A 15,500-nucleotide genomic window follows, 5' to 3' on the forward strand; every position below is an offset into this window, starting at 1 on the left:
ATGCGGCTTGCACCCGAGAGCGCGAATTGCCGGGGCGAATGGCGACGGCGCCGTGAAATAGCCTGGGAATGCCCCACGCTCGCCACAAGCACGGCCGTGTTGTCGCCACATCTGTCAAGCCAGATTAAGCCCATCGGCGCCGGCTGGCGCAGCGGGAAACGGAATCACGATGCAGGGCCGCGTGGTCGGATCGAGGAAGACGGTGAACGCGAAGTCCGGCACGCCGGACGTTCGTCGCTTCGGCAAGGGCGGCAACGGCGCCATCGCCGCGCATCAGCCCGTCGGCACCTCGCACGGCAGCACGCCCGCCCTCGTCCGTTCGCTCCTCACCGTCACGCTGCTCGCCGGATCGATCAGCGCCGCGCTGATCGGCTCGGGTGTGGACCTCAGCAAGATCGGCCTGCCGCAGGCGGTTTCCCCCGCGGAAGCTGCCACCGAGGTGCGCATGCCGCGCCCGAACCTCCACCTCGTTGCCCTCAGCGAGGACCTCGAGAAGGCGACGCTCCGGGCATCGTCGAGCTTCGCTCCGGTCCACGACCTCGACACCGATGTCGGTTCGAGTGCGGTCGACCGGGTGTCCTACGATTACCTGCTGTCGCAATCGTCCACAGGCGATCCGAACGACATCCTCGAATTCGGGCCGATGAAGATCCGGCGCCACCTCGTGCAGACCATCGTGCGCGCGGCGCAGGCGGTTCAGACCGATCCGGTCCTGCTCATGGCGGTTGCGGACAAGGAATCGAGCTTCATCACGGCCGTCCAGGCCAAGACCTCATCGGCCACGGGCCTCTACCAGTTCATCGAGCGCACCTGGCTCGGCGTGGTTCGCGATTTCGGCCCCCGATACGGTCTTGCCAAAGAGGCCGCCCTGATCACGGCCGACGCGAACGACAAGCCGGTCATGACCGACCAGGCCGAGCGGGCTCGCGTGCTCGACTTGCGCCGCGACCCCTACCTTTCGGCCCTCATGGCGGGCGAGATGCTGAAGCGTGACGCAGCGCGCATCAGCCAGCGCATCGGCCGTGAGCTGACCCTCGGCGAGGTCTATCTCGCGCACTTCCTCGGCCCGGACGATGCGGGCGACTTCCTCGACAAGGTCGTGAACAAGCCAGCGGTCGCTGCCGCTGCGCTGCTTCCGGGGCCGGCCCGCGCCAACCGCTCGATCTTCTTTGCGGCCAATCGCTTCGTTGGTCGCGGTCGCCATCGGAAGCCGTTGAGCCTGTCCGTGGCGCAGGTTCACGAGAAGTTCGAAGCGATGATGCAGACGCGCGGCAGCCGCTATCAGAATGTCCGCGCCCTCTCGGGAATCATGGCCTACGCCGACACCGAGTCCACGGTCGAGACGCAGTAAAGCTCTCGCGATCCGCGCGTGTTTTGACTTAACAATCGCAACCCACTGCCGATTGCCGACTTCTCTACCCAGGTAGATGCACGCATGTGCGGCATGACACTGTGTCGGGGGGATCTTTGAGGAAACCGTATTCCGATACGCACTCGCCCTTCACGGACACGCTGACGCCGGGCGTTCCGCTCGATCAGATCGGCCAGACCCTGGCTTCGTTCTACGATGATCTGATCACCGAGGGCGTGCCACCCCACCTGGCCGCGCTCGTGCGCCGGGTGAAGCAATCACAACCGGCAGTTGCCGAGGAATCCCGCGAGACCGTTCGCACGGCCGGTGAGAGCAAGCCGGTCCACCTCGCCATCGTGGTCGAGGACGAGCCCGAAATCCGTCAACTCGCCGAGACTCTGTTGGAGGAGACGGAGCTCGAAGTCGTCGGTTGCCCCAGCGCCGAGGAGGCCTTGGCCGTTCTCCGGCAGAGGGGCGGCGAAGTCGCACTGGTCTTTGCCGATGTTCGCCTCGCCGGCGAGATGGACGGGCTGCAGCTCGCCCGCGCCGTGTCGACCTTATGGCCGCGCGCCCGTCTCGTGATCACCTCGGGCCACGGCATCCGCAGGCCGGACCTGCCGACCGACGCCGTCTTCATCGCCAAGCCCTGGCGACCCATGGACGTGCTTGTCGAGGCCGAGCGCGCCGCACGCGAACAGGCCCCGCCTGTCGTGTAGGGGTTGCACGCACTGAGCGTGTGCCTTGGCACGAGTCTCGCCTTGGAATTGAAAAGGCAAGGTGAGCAAGATGCGGATCAGAACCGGCTTCGATATTGCTTACGAGACCACGCAACCGACGCCGATGATCCTGATGATGAGCGTGCATCCGACCCGGATGCGGGACGTGCTGACACCGCACGTGCTCACTTTCGATCCACCGGTCCAGACGCGGGAATACCGGGACGATTTCGGCAATCTCTGCCACCGGATCATCGCGCCGCCCGGACGACTGACGGTCTCCGCGGATTTCGAGGTCTACGATAGCGGCCTGCCCGATCCGTTCGTGCCGGAGGCGCGGCAGATCCCGGTGCAGGATCTGCCGGACGAGGTGCTCGTCTACCTTCTCGGTTCACGCTACTGCGACACGGACAAGCTTTCCCAGACAGCATGGGGGCTGTTCGGCGCCGGTCCCGAGGGGTGGTGGCGGGTGCAGAGCATCGTGGACTACGTCCACAACCATATCCGCTTCGACTATCAGCGCGCTGACGCGACCCGTACCGCCTATGATGGCTTCATGCAGCGCGAGGGCGTCTGCCGGGATTTCGCCCATCTCGCCATCACTTTGTGCCGCTGCATGAACATTCCGGCGCGCTACGCGACGGGCTACCTCGGCGATATCGGCGTGCCGAAGGACCCCGCGCCGATGGATTTCTCTGCCTGGTTCGAGGTCTATCTCGATGGGCCGGGCGGACCGCAATGGTACACGTTCGATGCTCGCCATAACCGTCCGCGCATCGGGCGGATCGTCATGGCGCGCGGGCGGGATGCAACCGACGTCGCCATCTCCACGAATTTCGGCTTCGCCCACCTCGCCCGGTTCGAAGTGCACACGGACGAATTGATTTAAGCACGCGACGTCATTGCGAGTGCAGCGAAGCCATCCAGGGGGCACTTCGTTCTCAGGCGTCCTGCTTTCCTGAAGGGCTTCTCGTCGTTCGCAATGACGGGGACAGGTGTCAGAGCCCGTCGAGGCCGCCTCGTGCCTTGAGCGTCCGGTAGACCTCGATGCCGAGCGCGAGATCTGCACGCAAGCGCGCCTCATCGCCGAGATCCTCTAGGCCATAGGACAGGCCCAGGATGTGCGCTGCCTCGTAGCCCTCCGGCAGTTCGCCCGCCGTACCGAGGCTCAACGAAGTCACGGGCAATCGCCCCGCGAAATCCGACAGCCTCTCTCGCAGCCTGCCGCCGCTGGCGCGCAGATGCTCCAACGCCCGAGGCCCGTGCTCCCGCAGGGCCGCCACCGTCCCCTGTGCGAGGGAAAGGTGCACGCGCTCCCGATCCGCGGGGAAGAGGTAGACGAGATAGTAGCCCCTCGTCGCGCTGGTGGTGACGACCGGATCGAAGACGGCCAGCCACGGCACGGCGGCCCAGCGTGTCCCCCGCCCCGGCGAGCCCTTGACGAGGAAGGTCCCTTCGATCGGCTCCAGCGCCCGGCGCAACTCGTCCGGCGCGCCTTTACGGATCACGGCGGCGAGGACATGCCCGGCGGGCGGCTCCAGCTTGGCGAGGGGATATTCCTCGACGATCCTGCGGAGGGCGTAGCCGAGGCTCACGGCAGAGCGAGACTGCCGCCGCTGATCGGCTCGCGCACCCCGGTAGTCGCGGGGAAGGTGATTGGCAGCCCCTTCTGCGAACGCACTGCCAGAAACGCGAAAGCCTGCGCCTCGAGATAGGCCGAAGACCAGCCGATGGCGTCCGCCGTCGTGATCTCCGAGCGCAGATGGTAGTTCAGCAACCGCACCAACTCGCCGTTACGCGCCCCACCGCCTGCCACAACCCAACGGGTCGGAATCTCCGGGGCGTGGTCGAGGGCGCGGGCCACCGCACGGGCGGTGAACGCGGTGAGGGTCGCTGCACCATCCTCCGTCGAGAGCTGACCCGCGAGCTTGTGCGAGAACCAGTTCCGGTCGAGGGATTTCGGCGGCTTGCGGAAGAAGAACGGGTGCGTCAGCAGCCACGCCAGCAACGGCTCATCGGGCCTTCCCCGCGCGGCGGTGCGCCCGCCATCATCGAGGTTCTTGCCCTCGCGCTCCTGCATCCATTCATCGATTAGGGCATTGCCCGGCCCCGTATCGAAGGCGATCACACCGCCCTTCGAATCGATGAGCGTCGCGTTGGCGACCCCGCCGATGTTGAGGATACCGACCGGCCCGGTGAAGCCGGAGGCCTCGGCCAGCGCCTTGTGGAACACCGGCACCAACGGTGCCCCCTGCCCTCCCGCCTCCACATCCGCGCGACGCAGATCCGACACGACCGGAATGCCCAACCTCGTGGCGAGAGCCTGCCCATCACCGATCTGCACCGAGATGCGGTGATCCGGCCGGTGGATCACGGTCTGACCGTGGAAGCCGATCACGTCGATGTCGGAGGGCTTCAGGTCGTTCTCGGCCAGGAAGCGCTCCACCGCCTCGGCATGGGCTTCAGTGACGAAGGTTTCGGCCTCCGGCAGACGCCCAGGCCGATCGCCGGGCTGAACGATCGCTTCGGCATCCTTGGCGGCGGCGCGCAGCAGCACCTTCTCCTCGTCGGAATAGCCCCGATAGCCGGTTGGCCCTAGCGGTTCGAGGAAGTTGTTGTGGCTCTTCACGACATGGACGGTCTCGCCATCCGTCTCGATCAACGCGACATCGACGCCATCGAGCGATGTGCCGCTCATCAGGCCGATTGCGCGCGACATCGCCATACCTTCCCCCGTGCCTTTCCCGGACCGGACTGTTAAGAGCCCAGCCGATCCCCAAAACGGGGAGCTAGCACGCGGGCCGCACCCTGTCGCCCGCCCCGGACTCCGTGACACCGATGAGCGCCGACTTCACGCCCAAATCCGACTTTCTGCGGATCCTGACCGAGCGAGGCTATATCCACCAAGCCTCCGACATGACCGGGATCGACGCCGCGGCGGCGGAAGGACGGCTGACCACCTATGTCGGCTACGATTGCACGGCGGCCTCGCTGCATGTCGGCCACCTCCTTTCGATCATGATGCTGCACTGGCTTCAGGAGACCGGCGGCAAGCCGATCGCCCTGATGGGCGGCGGCACCACCCGCGTCGGCGATCCCTCGGGCCGCGATGAATCGCGAAAGATCCTCACCATCGAGCAGATCGATGCCAACAAGGCCGAGATCCGTAAGACCTTCGACCGGTTCCTGCGCTTCGGCGAGACTGGCAACGACGCGGTGATGGTCGACAATGCCGAGTGGCTGACCAAGCTCAACTACATCGAGATGTTGCGCGATATCGGGCGGCATTTCTCGGTGAACCGCATGCTTTCCATGGACAGCGTGCGGCTGCGCCTGGAGCGCGACCAGGAATTGTCGTTCCTGGAGTTCAATTACATGATCCTCCAGTCCTACGACTTCGTGGAGTTGAACCGCCGCTACGGGACGATCCTGCAGATGGGCGGATCGGACCAGTGGGGCAACATCGTCAACGGCATCGATCTTGGCCGCCGCATGGGCACGCCGCAGCTCTACGCCCTCACATGCCCGCTGCTCACGACGTCCTCCGGCGCCAAGATGGGCAAGACCGCGGCCGGGGCCGTGTGGCTGAACCCGGACATGCTAGCGCCCTACGATTACTGGCAGTTCTGGCGCAACACTGAAGATGCGGACGTCTCCCGCTTCCTGAAGCTGTTCACGCTGCTGCCGATGGAGGAGATCGCGCGGCTTTCGGCGCTGGGCGGTGCGGAGATCAACGAGGCCAAGAAGGTTCTCGCCACGGAGGCGACGGCACTCATGCATGGCCGGGAGGCCGCCGAGGCTGCGGCCGAGACGGCCCGCAAGACCTTCGTGGAAGGCTCGCTGGCTGCCGACCTGCCGACCATCACCGTCCCGGCTGATCTGCTCGAAGCCGGGCTCGGCGTGCTCAGCGCCTTCGGGCCGGAGCATGCCAAGCTGGTGCCCTCGACCAGCGAGGCTCGCCGCCAGATCAAGGGCGGCGGCCTGCGGGTGAACGATGTGCAGGTGAGCGACGAGAAGGCGGTGCTAAGCCCCTCCGACCTGACGGCGGATGGGGTGATCAAGCTGTCCTTCGGCAAGAAGAAGCACGTGCTGCTGCGCGTGGGCTGACGCCCGCTATCGTCATTGCAAACGCCGTGAAGCAATGACGAAGAAGAGGTGATGAGGGAAGGAGCCCTACGGCTCCAACCCATCCGCGGCACGCTGCGCCTTGCGCCGTGCCTCGACGCGGGTCACCGAGAAGATCGACGCCTCGTAGAGCAGCAGCATCGGGATCGCGAGCGACAGCTGCGAGATCACGTCCGGCGGTGTCAGGATCGCCGCCGCGACGAAGACCAGCACGATGGCATAGCGCCGCTTCTCGCGCAGGAACTTCGCATCGATGATCCCGACCTGACCCAGCAGGGTGAGGATAACGGGAAGCTGGAAGGCGAGGCCGAAGGCGAAGATCAGCGTCATGATCAGCGAGAGGTACTCGTCGACCTTCGGCAGCAGCTTGATCGTCGGCTCACCCGCGACGCCGACCTGCTGCAGCGACACCGAGAACTTGATGAGCAGCGGCATCGCCAGGAAGAAGACGACAAGCGCACCGAGCACGAAGAAGATCGGCGTTGCGACGAGGTAGGGCAGGAACGCCTTGCGCTCGTTGCGATAGAGGCCCGGCGCCACGAAGGCATAGATCTGCGTCGCAATCACCGGGAAGGCCAGGAAGGCCGCGCCGAACACACTAAGCTTGATGTTGGTGAACACCTGCTCGAGGAAGTGCGTGGCAATCAGTTCGGCATTCTGCGCCCCCACGACCGAGACGTAGGGGTAGACGAGGATGTTGTAGATATCACGTGCGAAGAAGAAGCACGCGAAGAACATCAGCACGAAGGCGATTAGCGACTTGATCAGCCGCGAGCGCAGCTCGATCAGGTGCTCGAGAAGCGGCGCCCGTGACGCCTCGATCTCGGCCTCGTCGGCCTCGCTGATCATTGTGCCGCCGTCTCGTTACGCATGGGCGTGGGCTCGGGAGTACCGTAGGGATCGTCCACCGAGCCCGGCACAGGCAGGGATCCACCCTGGCCGGCCTGTCGCTCGGCCTTCAGCTTCGCCGTCGCGTCCGCGAGGCTGCGGGGCTTCGGCGCTGGCGGGGGCGGCGGGGTTTCGATGACCGGCTCGGGCTTGGGCGGCCCGAACGTCTCGGCCTCGGGGGCGGGCAACGACGGGGGCGTCTCGGCCTTGGTGGCGCGGCCTTCGACAGCGCCGCGCAGCTCATCGCGGATGGTCTGGACGGGATTGAAGTTCGAGGTGCCGCGCATCGTATCGCGGATGCCGTCGACCTCCTTCCGCACTTCATCGAGCTCCGCCTCGCGGATCGCCTCGTTGAACTGCATTTGGAACTCGCCGGCCATGCGGCGCAGCTTGGACGTGACCTGCCCAACCGTGCGCAACGCCTTCGGCAGGTCCTTCGGCCCGATGACGATGAGGGCGACGCCGCCGATCAGCATCACCTCGCCCCAACTCATGTCCAGCATGTCGTCGACGGTCCTGCGGCCGTGGGGGTATCGCTCCCCTCACGCCTCTCTGCGAGCGGGCGCGCGCGCCCCGGCGGCTCCCGGTTTGACGGTTCAGATGGTCTTGCTGTCGCCACCCGGCAGATGGCTCGCCGGAACGGCGGTGCCGGGGCTGGTCTCAGCGGTATGCGGGATGGTGCGGACAGGCTGGGCCGGGGGCGCCACCGGTTGGGCAGGCGGAGGCGTCTCGTCCTCGGCCATGCCTTTCTTGAACGCCTTGATGCCCTTGGCCACGTCACCCATCAGATCGGACACCTTGCCGCGCCCGAACAGCAGCATCACGATGACCGCGACGATGACCCAGTGCCAAATGCTCATGCTACCCATGACAACCTCCTGCACTCCGCGCGGCCCAAGGGCCATGCGACCGGAGCACCCCGTCCATTGAGGAATTTCCCGCGAACCTAGGGAGCGCGCTCCCGGAACACAAGCGCAAGCGGACGGCAGAGGACACGGGGCGGTGGAGGGTGAGGCCCTGCCGTCAAGCGGCGGCGGCGAAGGCGGCGGCGAAACGTGCCCGTGCCTCGGGCAGGTCAAGACCGTCATTCAGCCGCTCGAGGCGGGCCAGGGCAGCCTCGGCCCGGCGAGCGGCATCGCCGGTCAGCAGGGGCGTACCTTCGCAGATGGCACGCATCTCCTCCGCCTCGCCGTTGCAGTGGAGAGCGATGTCGATTCCCGCCGCGAAGGCGGCTTCCGTGCGAGCCCGGAACGGCCCGGTCAGCGCCTGCATCGACAGGTCGTCCGTCATCAGCAGGCCGTCGAAACCGATTTCGCCGCGGATGATGTCGCGGATCACCACAGGCGATTGTGTCGCGGGCCGGTCCGGGTCGATGGCGGTGAAGACCACGTGGGCGCTCATGGCCATGGGCAGATCGGCCAGGGCGCGGAACGGCCCGAAATCGCGCCCGCGCAGGTCGCCGAGCGCGGCGTCAACCACCGGCAGATCCTTATGGCTGTCGCAGGCTGCCCGGCCATGGCCGGGCATGTGCTTGATAACGGGGAGGACACCTCCGGCCATCAGACCCTCCGCGATCGCCCGACCGATGGCCACCACGGCCTCCGGGCTGTCGCCGTAGGCACGGTCGCCGATGATGTCGTGTGAGCCCGGCGAGGGGACGTCGAGAACCGGCGCGCAATCGACGTTGATACCGACCTCCGCGAGATCGTGCGCGATGAGCCGGGCGCCGAGCCGGGCAATAGTTTCGGCCGACCCGTTCAGGCGGCCATAGCTGCCCCCCGCCGGGTATTTCGGCCAGTGCGGCGGCCCCATCCGCTGCACGCGCCCGCCTTCCTGGTCGATCAGGATCGGTGCCTCGGCGCGGCCCACGCAGTCACGCAGGGACGCGGTCAGGGCGCGGACTTCCTCCGGCGTGCCGATGTTGCGCTTGAACAGGATGAAGCCCCAGGGCTGCGCACCCCGAAAGAAGGCGGCCTCCTCGGGGAGGAGCGTCTTGCCGGCGCAGCCGAGAATCAGGGCGCGGGAGGTCATCAGGCAACGTTCCGGGGCAAGGGGACCGGGAGAGCGAATCGAGGCCAGAAGAATCGGGCTCCCCCGCCCGTCGCGCAAGACGGCGACCCGGCCCCGAAAGGTCGGCTCGACGAAAGCGGGGAGAAGTGTGGCCGTCCGGACTCGGTCGGGGAAGGCGGGCGCGTCAGATGCCCGCGTCGCGGAGGCTCAGTTCTTCGCCACGAAGCACTGGCCGCCCGCACCCTGGAGCGAGGAGCAGAGGCTCGAGGCCTCGTCCTTCGACAGCGGCCCGACACGGACGCGGAAGATCGTCTTGCCGTTCACTTCGGCTTGACGGATCAGCTCCGGCTTGCCGGCGAGCCTGGCTGTACTTGCCCTGCATCTGGCGGAAGGCGGAGCGTGCATCGGCAGCGGAGCCGCGCACGCCGAGCTGCACCGAGAAGCCGCTGACCGGCGAGGTCGTGTCGATCGCCGAGGTCGCCTGCGTGGTCTCGGGGCTCGCGGCGGGCATCGTCTCCGGCGACACGGAGGCCACGCGCTGAGGAGCCTTCTTCGGCGCAGCGACGGGCTTCGGAGCACGGGGCTCCTCGGCAACCTGGGCGGGCGTGGCCGTGGCGACGGCCGGAGCCGGATCGGGCTGACGCACCACGGAGCGGGGCTTGACCGGAGCGGGCGACGGAGCGGCCGCGGCGGAATCGTTGCCCGGAAGGACCAGGGTCGGAACCGGCACAGCGGGCGCCTCGGCCTGCGGCGGCGGAGCCGGCGGAGCTTCGGGCTTCACGGACACGGTGCGCACGCGGCGCGGCTCGCCGAACGCCTCGAACGGGGCGTTACCGGGGGTCGTGCCCTGCGAAGACGCATTGGCGGACGTACCGCCAGCGGCACGCGACGCCTCATTCACGTCGAGGGGCTGTTCCTCGCGATTGACGACCTTGATCTGGCCGCTGTCCTTGCTGGTGGCATTGCGGTCGTAGATCTGACGGTTCTGATCCGGAATCTCGACGCCATCGGCTACCTTCGGGGCGACCTTCAACGGGGTCGTATCGGCGGTGACGATCGGGATGCTTCCATCGCTCTTGCCGCCCAAGCCCTTGTAGGCGAGCGCGCCGGTCACAGCGACGGCGACGACGGCGAGGCCGGCTCCCACCGACGCGAAGCGGCGGCGCGGGGATGCCCGGCGAAGAGAGCGAGCGTCGTCGTAGGTTTCGCTGTCGTCGGACGCCTCGGCGACCGCGTCCGGCTCCGGGTAGCTGTGCATGTCGCGCTCGACGGAGGCGAGATACTGATCGAACGCGTCGGCCGGGTTCGGCCGAGCGGGCTCCTCGGCCCCAAAACGCGGCTCGGTGCGCGCCGACCAATTCTGCTCGTGAGCGGAAGCCGCATGCTGGGGCGAAGCAACCTCGGCCTCATGAGCCGGACGGGTACCGTCGCGGGCAGCCAGCAGGGCGCGGAAGGGGTCGTCCTGGCCGACGATCTTGGCCAGCTCGGCCAGGGGATCGTTCTTGCCATGCGCACGCGCGACCGCTTCCTCATGACGCAGATCGCGCGCGAGTGCTTCCAGATCGATCTGAGCGCGCGACGCGTTCGTCATGGCAGCATCCTCAACCAATGGCGGACCGGTGTTTCACCGGACCGATTCGGGCTAGCGCATCTCGTCCGGCGCGCTCACCCCAAGAAGGCTGAGACCGTCCGCCAACACCGATCGAACGGCTTCAACGAGCGCCAACCTCGCCCATGTGGACTTTCGATCGGTTGCATTAACAAACCGTAATTGCGGCAAGTCTTTGCCCTTGTTCCAGAAACCGTGCAGCGAGGCCGCAATCTCATACAACTGAAACGCGATTCGATGTGGTTCATGGGCCATGGCGGCCGATTCGATGACGCGCGGGTACTGAGCAATAAGGCGCATCATCTCCGCCTCACCCGAATCGGTCAGCACGCTGAGGTCGGCCTCCGCGTACAAAGCGTTCGGTGAGAGATCGGCATCCGGGAACGCCTCTCGCGCCTGCCGCTGCACCGAGCGCACGCGGGCATGGGCGTACTGCACATAGAAGACGGCATTGTCCTTCGACTGCTCGACCACTTTGGCGAGGTCGAAATCCAGGGTGGCGTCGTTCTTGCGGAACAGCATCATGAAGCGGATCGCGTCGCGGCCGACCTCATCGATCACATCGCGCAGAGTGACGAACTCGCCCGCTCGCTTGCTCATCTTCACCGGCTCGCCCGCGCGCAGGAGCCGCACCAGCTGGCACAGCTTCACGTCGAGCACAGCCTTTCCGTCGCTCACCGCCTTCACGGCGGCCTGCATGCGCTTCACGTAGCCGCCATGGTCGGCGCCAAGGACGTCGATGATCTCCTCCGCACCGCGCAGCACCTTCTCGCGGTGATAGGCGATGTCGGCGGCGAAGTAGGTGAAGCTTCCATCCGACTTCAGCAGTGGACGGTCGGTGTCGTCACCGAAATCCTTGGTCCGGAACAGCGTCTGCTCGCGGTCCTCCCAATCCTCGGGCAACTGGCCCTTGGGCGGAGGAAGACGCCCCTCGTAGACGAGGCCGCGCTTGCGCAAATCTTCGAGCAGCGAGCCGACGGCGCCGCTCTCGTGCAGCTTCCGCTCCGAAAAGAACACGTCGTGGCTGATGCCGATGGCAGCGAGATCGGCCCGGATCACGTCCATCATCATGGCGACCGAGAGGTCGCGGACGATCGGCAGCCATTGCGGCTCAGGTTTGTCGAGCAGGGCGCGGCCATGGGCCTGGACCAGCGCCTCGCCTACCGGCTTCAGGTAGTCGCCGGGATACAGCCCTTCCCCAATGGCGAAGCTCTCGCCCAGGGCTTCCCGGTACCGCTGGTAGGCCGAGCGAGCCAGCACATCGACCTGCGCGCCCGCATCGTTGATGTAGTATTCGCGCGTCACCTTCCGCCCGGCGGCGACAAGCAGGCTCGCCAGGGCATCTCCGAACACCGCGCCGCGCCCGTGGCCGACATGCATCGGCCCGGTCGGGTTCGCCGAGACGTATTCCACATTCACCGGCCCGCCTGGCAATTGCACCCGGCCGAAGCCCGTCGGATCGGACAGGACCGAGCGGACGACCTCGTGGAACACCTGCGGCTTGAGCCTCAGGTTGATGAAGCCCGGCCCGGCCAGCGACACCTCCGCCACGCGCTCATCAGCACGAAGCTCCTGAGCCAGGGCCTCCCCCAGCGCGCGCGGGTTGGTCTTGGCTTCCTTGGCGAGGACCAGTGCCGCGTTGGTGGCGAGGTCGCCGTGGGACGGATCGCGCGGCGGCTCGACGACGACGCGGCCGAAATCGAGCCCCTCCGGCAGCGTCCCGCTTCGGGTCAGCGCCTCCAGGGCCTCGCGCACACGCGCCTCGAACTGGGCGAAGATGTTCATTGCCGATCGTCTCAGAGTGTCGTCCCGGCCTCGTTCCGCCGACGCGGAGCCGATTCGCGATGCCGCGAGACGGTTCCGGGGGCAGGGTGCCGAAGAGGCATGCCGCATAGCAAGGGCGGGCCGCCCTGTCACCGACCGCCGCGACGGCGCGCTTTTCCCATGGGCTCGACTACTGAAACCCGAACGAATCCTTGTCGAAGACAGGACAAGACGCTGATCTGCGCGCGTTTTCAATAAATCCACGCCGGGAGTAAGCGCGATGAAGCATCTGATGTTGGCCGGAGCCGCCCTCTGCGCGGTCATGATGGCCGCCCCCTCGGCCGAGGCTCGAGGCTACCGCGCCTATGGATATGGCGGCGGGTATGGCGGCCAGGGCGGCGGCTACCATCGCGGCTATGGCGGCTATCGCGCATACGGCTACGGCCATCGTCACGCCTACGGACGGGGGCTTGGCTATGGCCTCGCGGGCGCCGGCATCGGCCTGGGGCTCGGCCTCGCCGCAGGTGCGGTAACGGGCAGCTATTACGGTGGCTATGGTGGTTACGGCTACCCGGCCGGGTATGGTGGTTACCGCTACGGCTACGCACCCTCGTACGGCTACGGCTACGCGCCGTCCTACGGGTATGGCTACGCTCCAGCGGCCTATTACGGATACGGCTACGGCGCGCGCTGCGGCTGCTGAGACAGCCTGGGGCGGTCGGCATCGACCGGCCGCCCCTTTAGTCTGTTCAGTCAGGCGGCGTGGGCCACCACGGGGCCATGTGCCTGCTTCATGATGGCATCGAGCCGCGCGCCCACGGCGACGGCGAGGCCGCCTCCATCCTCCTCGGTGGCTTCTTCCCGTTCGAGGCGTGTGATCGTGTTGGCGACCCGCTGCTCCATCACCGCGAGGATCGCAGCGGCGGCCTTGGGTTGGGCACCGCGCAGGACGGCGACCACATCGAAATAGGCATCCTGCAACAGGTGCAGGGTCAGCCTGTCGACGGCGTGCGCGTTCTCGTGCGTCAGTTCGGTCATGCCTGAATCGCTCCCTTCCGGACGCCCGAATTTCGCGCCCGGATGGTTAAGGCGAGCTTTCATCCAACCGAGAGGCGTTCCAGCGCCCGATCGCGACCGATGAGCGGCAGGAGCCCGGCGAGATCCGGCCCATGGTCGAGCCCGGTCAGCGCGAGACGGAGCGGCATGAACAGCGCCCTCCCCTTCGCGCCTGTGCGCGCCTTCACGTCGGCCGTCCACCCCTTCCACGTCGTCTCGTCGAAGGGCGCCTGCGGTAGCGTCTCCCGAGCGGCAGCGATGAATGCGGCATCCTCGATCTGCGGCGTGACCGGGCCCTCGACCACGCGCCACCACTCGGCCGCGTCTTCGACCTTTCCGAGATTGGCCCGCACGGCGAGCCAGAACGCCTCGGCCGTGTTGTCAGCCACGCCGAGGGCGCGGAGTCGCTCAGCCGCCTGCTCATAGGGCATGGCGTGAATGAGCCGGGCGTTCAGCCCGTCGAGATCGCTTTCATCGAATCGGGCCGGGGCTCGGGAGATCTCCGACAGATCGATGATCTCAGCGAGTTCGTCCAAGCCCTCCACCGCACGCACGGATTCCGCCGAGCCGGTCAGCACCGCCAGGGAGCGCACGGCGCCCGGCTCGTAACCGGCCTCGCGCAGGCCGCGCAGGGACAAATGACCCAGACGCTTCGACAGCCCCTCGCCATCCGCCGTGGTCAGCAGGTTGTGGTGGCCGAAGACCGGCACGGGCGCGCCCAAGGCCTCGAAGATCTGCACCTGCACGCCGGTGTTGGTGACGTGGTCCTCGCCCCGGATGACATGGGTGATGCCGAAGTCGATGTCGTCCACCACAGAGGGCAACGTATAGAGGTACGTCCCGTCCTCGCGGATCAGGACCGGGTCCGAGAGCGACGCGCAATCGATATGCGCCGGTCCGCGCACGAGGTCGTCCCAAGCGACCGTGCGGGCGTCCAGCAGGAAGCGCCAATGCGGGCGGCGGCCTTCAGCCTCGAAGGCCGTGCGCTCCTCCGCCGTGAGCTTCAGGGCGGCCCGGTCGTAGATCGGCGGCTGTCCGCGTCCGAGCTGGCGCTTGCGGCGGCGGTCCAGTTCCTCCGGCGTCTCGTAGCAGGCGTAGAGGCGGCCCGCCGCCTTCAGCCGCTCGGCCGCCGCATCGTGCTCGGCCTTGCGGTCGCTCTGCCGGGCGAAGAGGTCCGGCTCGATCCCGAGCCACGCCAGATCTTCGCGGGCCGCCTGCGCGAACGCCTCCGTCGAGCGGGCGAGGTCGGTGTCGTCCAGCCGAAGCAGGAACTGTCCACCATGACGCCGCGCGTACAGCGCGTTGAGCAAGGCCGGGCGAGCATTGCCGATATGGAGGTAGCCCGTGGGCGATGGGGCGAAGCGAACGCGAATCATGCGCGCTCCTTAGCAGGTTGCGATCCGGCCTTCCCGGACTTTGCACAGCGGAGATGCCGCCGCTTTCTCGTGCGTCGCGATGAAACACCGCACGCGTCTTCACGTTGTTTGCCCGTGTTCACGGGAGTGTGAGCCATCCCGAGGGCACACGCCCGCCGACTCAGGCGGGCGGCCCGGCCGATCAATCGGCTTCAAATATACGGGGTGAGAGATGCGAACAGCGATGATCCTCCTTGTCTCCCTCGCGGCGGGGAGCGCCGTGGCTCAGGACGCCGGCAACAAGCCCGCGGCACCGCGGGATATCGGACCGCCGACGGCCGTGGCGCCGACCACGCCGCCCAACAGCACCGTAGTGGTGGCCCCGGACACGCAGAAGAGCGGCCCCGGCGCGAACACCACCATCGCCCGATCGGGCACCGGCGCGGATACGATCACCACCGACACGGCGGTGGGCGGCAATGCCGAGCAGCAAACCCGCGCCGTGCCGCTGGCTGGCGGGGGCAGCGGCGGCAGCGGCGGTGGCGGTTCATAAGGCACCGCCATGCCCTGAGCGACCTGTCCCGGGCCGTCCGAATCCGCCACAAGGCGGTCTTCAGGCGGCCCGG

Annotated in this window: 15 protein-coding genes and 1 pseudogene; 6 read left to right on the forward strand and 10 right to left on the reverse strand. The window is 67.1% G+C overall.

Annotation, left to right across the window (positions count from 1 at the left end):
- Positions 1 to 169: 169 nt before the first annotated feature.
- The 3 genes from ACFQE0_RS00890 (at position 170) to ACFQE0_RS00900 (ending at position 2,956) form a co-directional block, all read left to right on the forward strand.
- On the forward strand, positions 170 to 1,351 hold the full coding sequence (locus ACFQE0_RS00890) for a transglycosylase SLT domain-containing protein (RefSeq protein WP_378966192.1): 1,182 nt from the start codon (positions 170 to 172) through the stop codon (positions 1,349 to 1,351).
- A gap of 161 nt (positions 1,352 to 1,512) precedes the next feature.
- Entirely contained in the window at positions 1,513 to 2,067 is a 555-nt protein-coding gene (locus tag ACFQE0_RS00895; protein WP_378975183.1) for a response regulator, read from the forward strand.
- A 70-nt stretch (positions 2,068 to 2,137) separates the two neighbouring features.
- The gene (locus tag ACFQE0_RS00900) at positions 2,138 to 2,956 is read left to right on the forward strand and encodes a transglutaminase domain-containing protein (protein ID WP_378966194.1); all 819 of its coding nucleotides are present in this window, start codon (positions 2,138 to 2,140) and stop codon (positions 2,954 to 2,956) included.
- 109 nt (positions 2,957 to 3,065) lie between these two features.
- Here ACFQE0_RS00900 and ACFQE0_RS00905 read toward each other — a convergent pair whose 3' ends face one another.
- Positions 3,066 to 3,662, reverse strand: a complete 597-nt coding sequence (locus tag ACFQE0_RS00905) for a DUF3578 domain-containing protein (protein WP_378966197.1) — start codon at positions 3,660 to 3,662, stop codon at positions 3,066 to 3,068.
- The gene (locus ACFQE0_RS00910; RefSeq protein WP_378966199.1) at positions 3,659 to 4,792 is read right to left on the reverse strand and encodes an anhydro-N-acetylmuramic acid kinase; all 1,134 of its coding nucleotides are present in this window, start codon (positions 4,790 to 4,792) and stop codon (positions 3,659 to 3,661) included. Before ACFQE0_RS00910 ends, ACFQE0_RS00905 begins: the two co-directional genes overlap by 4 nt.
- A 113-nt stretch (positions 4,793 to 4,905) precedes the next feature.
- Here ACFQE0_RS00910 and tyrS point away from each other — a divergent pair, with 113 nt between their 5' ends.
- Entirely contained in the window at positions 4,906 to 6,174 is a 1,269-nt protein-coding gene (tyrS, locus tag ACFQE0_RS00915) for a tyrosine--tRNA ligase (RefSeq protein WP_378966201.1), read from the forward strand.
- A gap of 66 nt (positions 6,175 to 6,240) precedes the next feature.
- Here tyrS and tatC read toward each other — a convergent pair whose 3' ends face one another.
- The 6 genes and pseudogenes from tatC to argS all read right to left on the reverse strand — a co-directional run bounded on the left by tatC (position 6,241) and on the right by argS (position 12,484).
- The gene (gene tatC / locus ACFQE0_RS00920; RefSeq protein WP_378966203.1) at positions 6,241 to 7,041 is read right to left on the reverse strand and encodes a twin-arginine translocase subunit TatC; all 801 of its coding nucleotides are present in this window, start codon (positions 7,039 to 7,041) and stop codon (positions 6,241 to 6,243) included.
- Positions 7,038 to 7,583: a Sec-independent protein translocase protein TatB gene (gene tatB, locus ACFQE0_RS00925; protein ID WP_378966205.1), complete on the reverse strand. Its 546-nt coding sequence runs from the start codon at positions 7,581 to 7,583 to the stop codon at positions 7,038 to 7,040. The genes tatC and tatB overlap by 4 nt, the downstream gene beginning before the upstream one ends.
- A gap of 93 nt (positions 7,584 to 7,676) precedes the next feature.
- Positions 7,677 to 7,949 carry a twin-arginine translocase TatA/TatE family subunit gene (locus tag ACFQE0_RS00930; protein WP_378966208.1) on the reverse strand — a complete coding sequence of 91 codons (273 nt, stop codon included), beginning with the start codon at positions 7,947 to 7,949 and terminating at the stop codon, positions 7,677 to 7,679.
- Positions 7,950 to 8,103: 154 nt separating this feature from the next.
- Positions 8,104 to 9,111: a beta-N-acetylhexosaminidase gene (gene nagZ, locus ACFQE0_RS00935; RefSeq protein ID WP_378966210.1), complete on the reverse strand. Its 1,008-nt coding sequence runs from the start codon at positions 9,109 to 9,111 to the stop codon at positions 8,104 to 8,106.
- Between the two features lie 186 nt (positions 9,112 to 9,297).
- Positions 9,298 to 10,681 (reverse strand): annotated as a pseudogene (locus ACFQE0_RS00940) (SPOR domain-containing protein).
- Between the two features lie 51 nt (positions 10,682 to 10,732).
- Positions 10,733 to 12,484 carry an arginine--tRNA ligase gene (argS, locus tag ACFQE0_RS00945; protein WP_378966213.1) on the reverse strand — a complete coding sequence of 584 codons (1,752 nt, stop codon included), beginning with the start codon at positions 12,482 to 12,484 and terminating at the stop codon, positions 10,733 to 10,735.
- Between the two features lie 259 nt (positions 12,485 to 12,743).
- Between argS and ACFQE0_RS00950 the strand changes: the two genes are divergently transcribed.
- On the forward strand, positions 12,744 to 13,166 hold the full coding sequence (locus ACFQE0_RS00950; RefSeq protein WP_378966215.1) for a hypothetical protein: 423 nt from the start codon (positions 12,744 to 12,746) through the stop codon (positions 13,164 to 13,166).
- Between the two features lie 50 nt (positions 13,167 to 13,216).
- Here the strand turns inward: ACFQE0_RS00950 and ACFQE0_RS00955 are convergent, their stop codons facing one another.
- Positions 13,217 to 13,501, reverse strand: coding sequence for a hypothetical protein (locus ACFQE0_RS00955; RefSeq protein WP_378966217.1), 285 nt, complete (start codon positions 13,499 to 13,501; stop codon positions 13,217 to 13,219).
- 59 nt (positions 13,502 to 13,560) lie between these two features.
- On the reverse strand, positions 13,561 to 14,895 hold the full coding sequence (gene gltX / locus ACFQE0_RS00960) for a glutamate--tRNA ligase (protein WP_378966219.1): 1,335 nt from the start codon (positions 14,893 to 14,895) through the stop codon (positions 13,561 to 13,563).
- A 223-nt stretch (positions 14,896 to 15,118) separates the two neighbouring features.
- Here gltX and ACFQE0_RS00965 point away from each other — a divergent pair, with 223 nt between their 5' ends.
- The gene (locus ACFQE0_RS00965; protein ID WP_378966221.1) at positions 15,119 to 15,427 is read left to right on the forward strand and encodes a hypothetical protein; all 309 of its coding nucleotides are present in this window, start codon (positions 15,119 to 15,121) and stop codon (positions 15,425 to 15,427) included.
- Positions 15,428 to 15,500: the final 73 nt, after the last annotated feature.

It is taken from the genome of Methylobacterium komagatae (assembly GCF_042661665.1).
GTDB lineage: Bacteria > Pseudomonadota > Alphaproteobacteria > Rhizobiales > Beijerinckiaceae > Methylobacterium > Methylobacterium komagatae.

What these genes read in the sequence shown, in the direction of transcription:
- tatC (WP_378966203.1), bottom strand. Translation starts at nt 7,041, where the DNA reads ATGATCAGCGAGGCCGACGAGGCCGAGATCGAGGCGTCACGGGCGCCG.
- gltX (WP_378966219.1), bottom strand. Translation starts at nt 14,895, where the DNA reads ATGATTCGCGTTCGCTTCGCCCCATCGCCCACGGGCTACCTCCATATC.
- tatB (WP_378966205.1), bottom strand. Translation starts at nt 7,583, where the DNA reads ATGCTGGACATGAGTTGGGGCGAGGTGATGCTGATCGGCGGCGTCGCC.
- ACFQE0_RS00950 (WP_378966215.1), top strand. Translation starts at nt 12,744, where the DNA reads ATGAAGCATCTGATGTTGGCCGGAGCCGCCCTCTGCGCGGTCATGATG.
- ACFQE0_RS00890 (WP_378966192.1), top strand. Translation starts at nt 170, where the DNA reads ATGCAGGGCCGCGTGGTCGGATCGAGGAAGACGGTGAACGCGAAGTCC.
- ACFQE0_RS00900 (WP_378966194.1), top strand. Translation starts at nt 2,138, where the DNA reads ATGCGGATCAGAACCGGCTTCGATATTGCTTACGAGACCACGCAACCG.
- ACFQE0_RS00965 (WP_378966221.1), top strand. Translation starts at nt 15,119, where the DNA reads ATGATCCTCCTTGTCTCCCTCGCGGCGGGGAGCGCCGTGGCTCAGGAC.
- ACFQE0_RS00910 (WP_378966199.1), bottom strand. Translation starts at nt 4,792, where the DNA reads ATGGCGATGTCGCGCGCAATCGGCCTGATGAGCGGCACATCGCTCGAT.
- argS (WP_378966213.1), bottom strand. Translation starts at nt 12,484, where the DNA reads ATGAACATCTTCGCCCAGTTCGAGGCGCGTGTGCGCGAGGCCCTGGAG.
- ACFQE0_RS00930 (WP_378966208.1), bottom strand. Translation starts at nt 7,949, where the DNA reads ATGGGTAGCATGAGCATTTGGCACTGGGTCATCGTCGCGGTCATCGTG.
- nagZ (WP_378966210.1), bottom strand. Translation starts at nt 9,111, where the DNA reads ATGACCTCCCGCGCCCTGATTCTCGGCTGCGCCGGCAAGACGCTCCTC.
- ACFQE0_RS00955 (WP_378966217.1), bottom strand. Translation starts at nt 13,501, where the DNA reads ATGACCGAACTGACGCACGAGAACGCGCACGCCGTCGACAGGCTGACC.
- tyrS (WP_378966201.1), top strand. Translation starts at nt 4,906, where the DNA reads ATGAGCGCCGACTTCACGCCCAAATCCGACTTTCTGCGGATCCTGACC.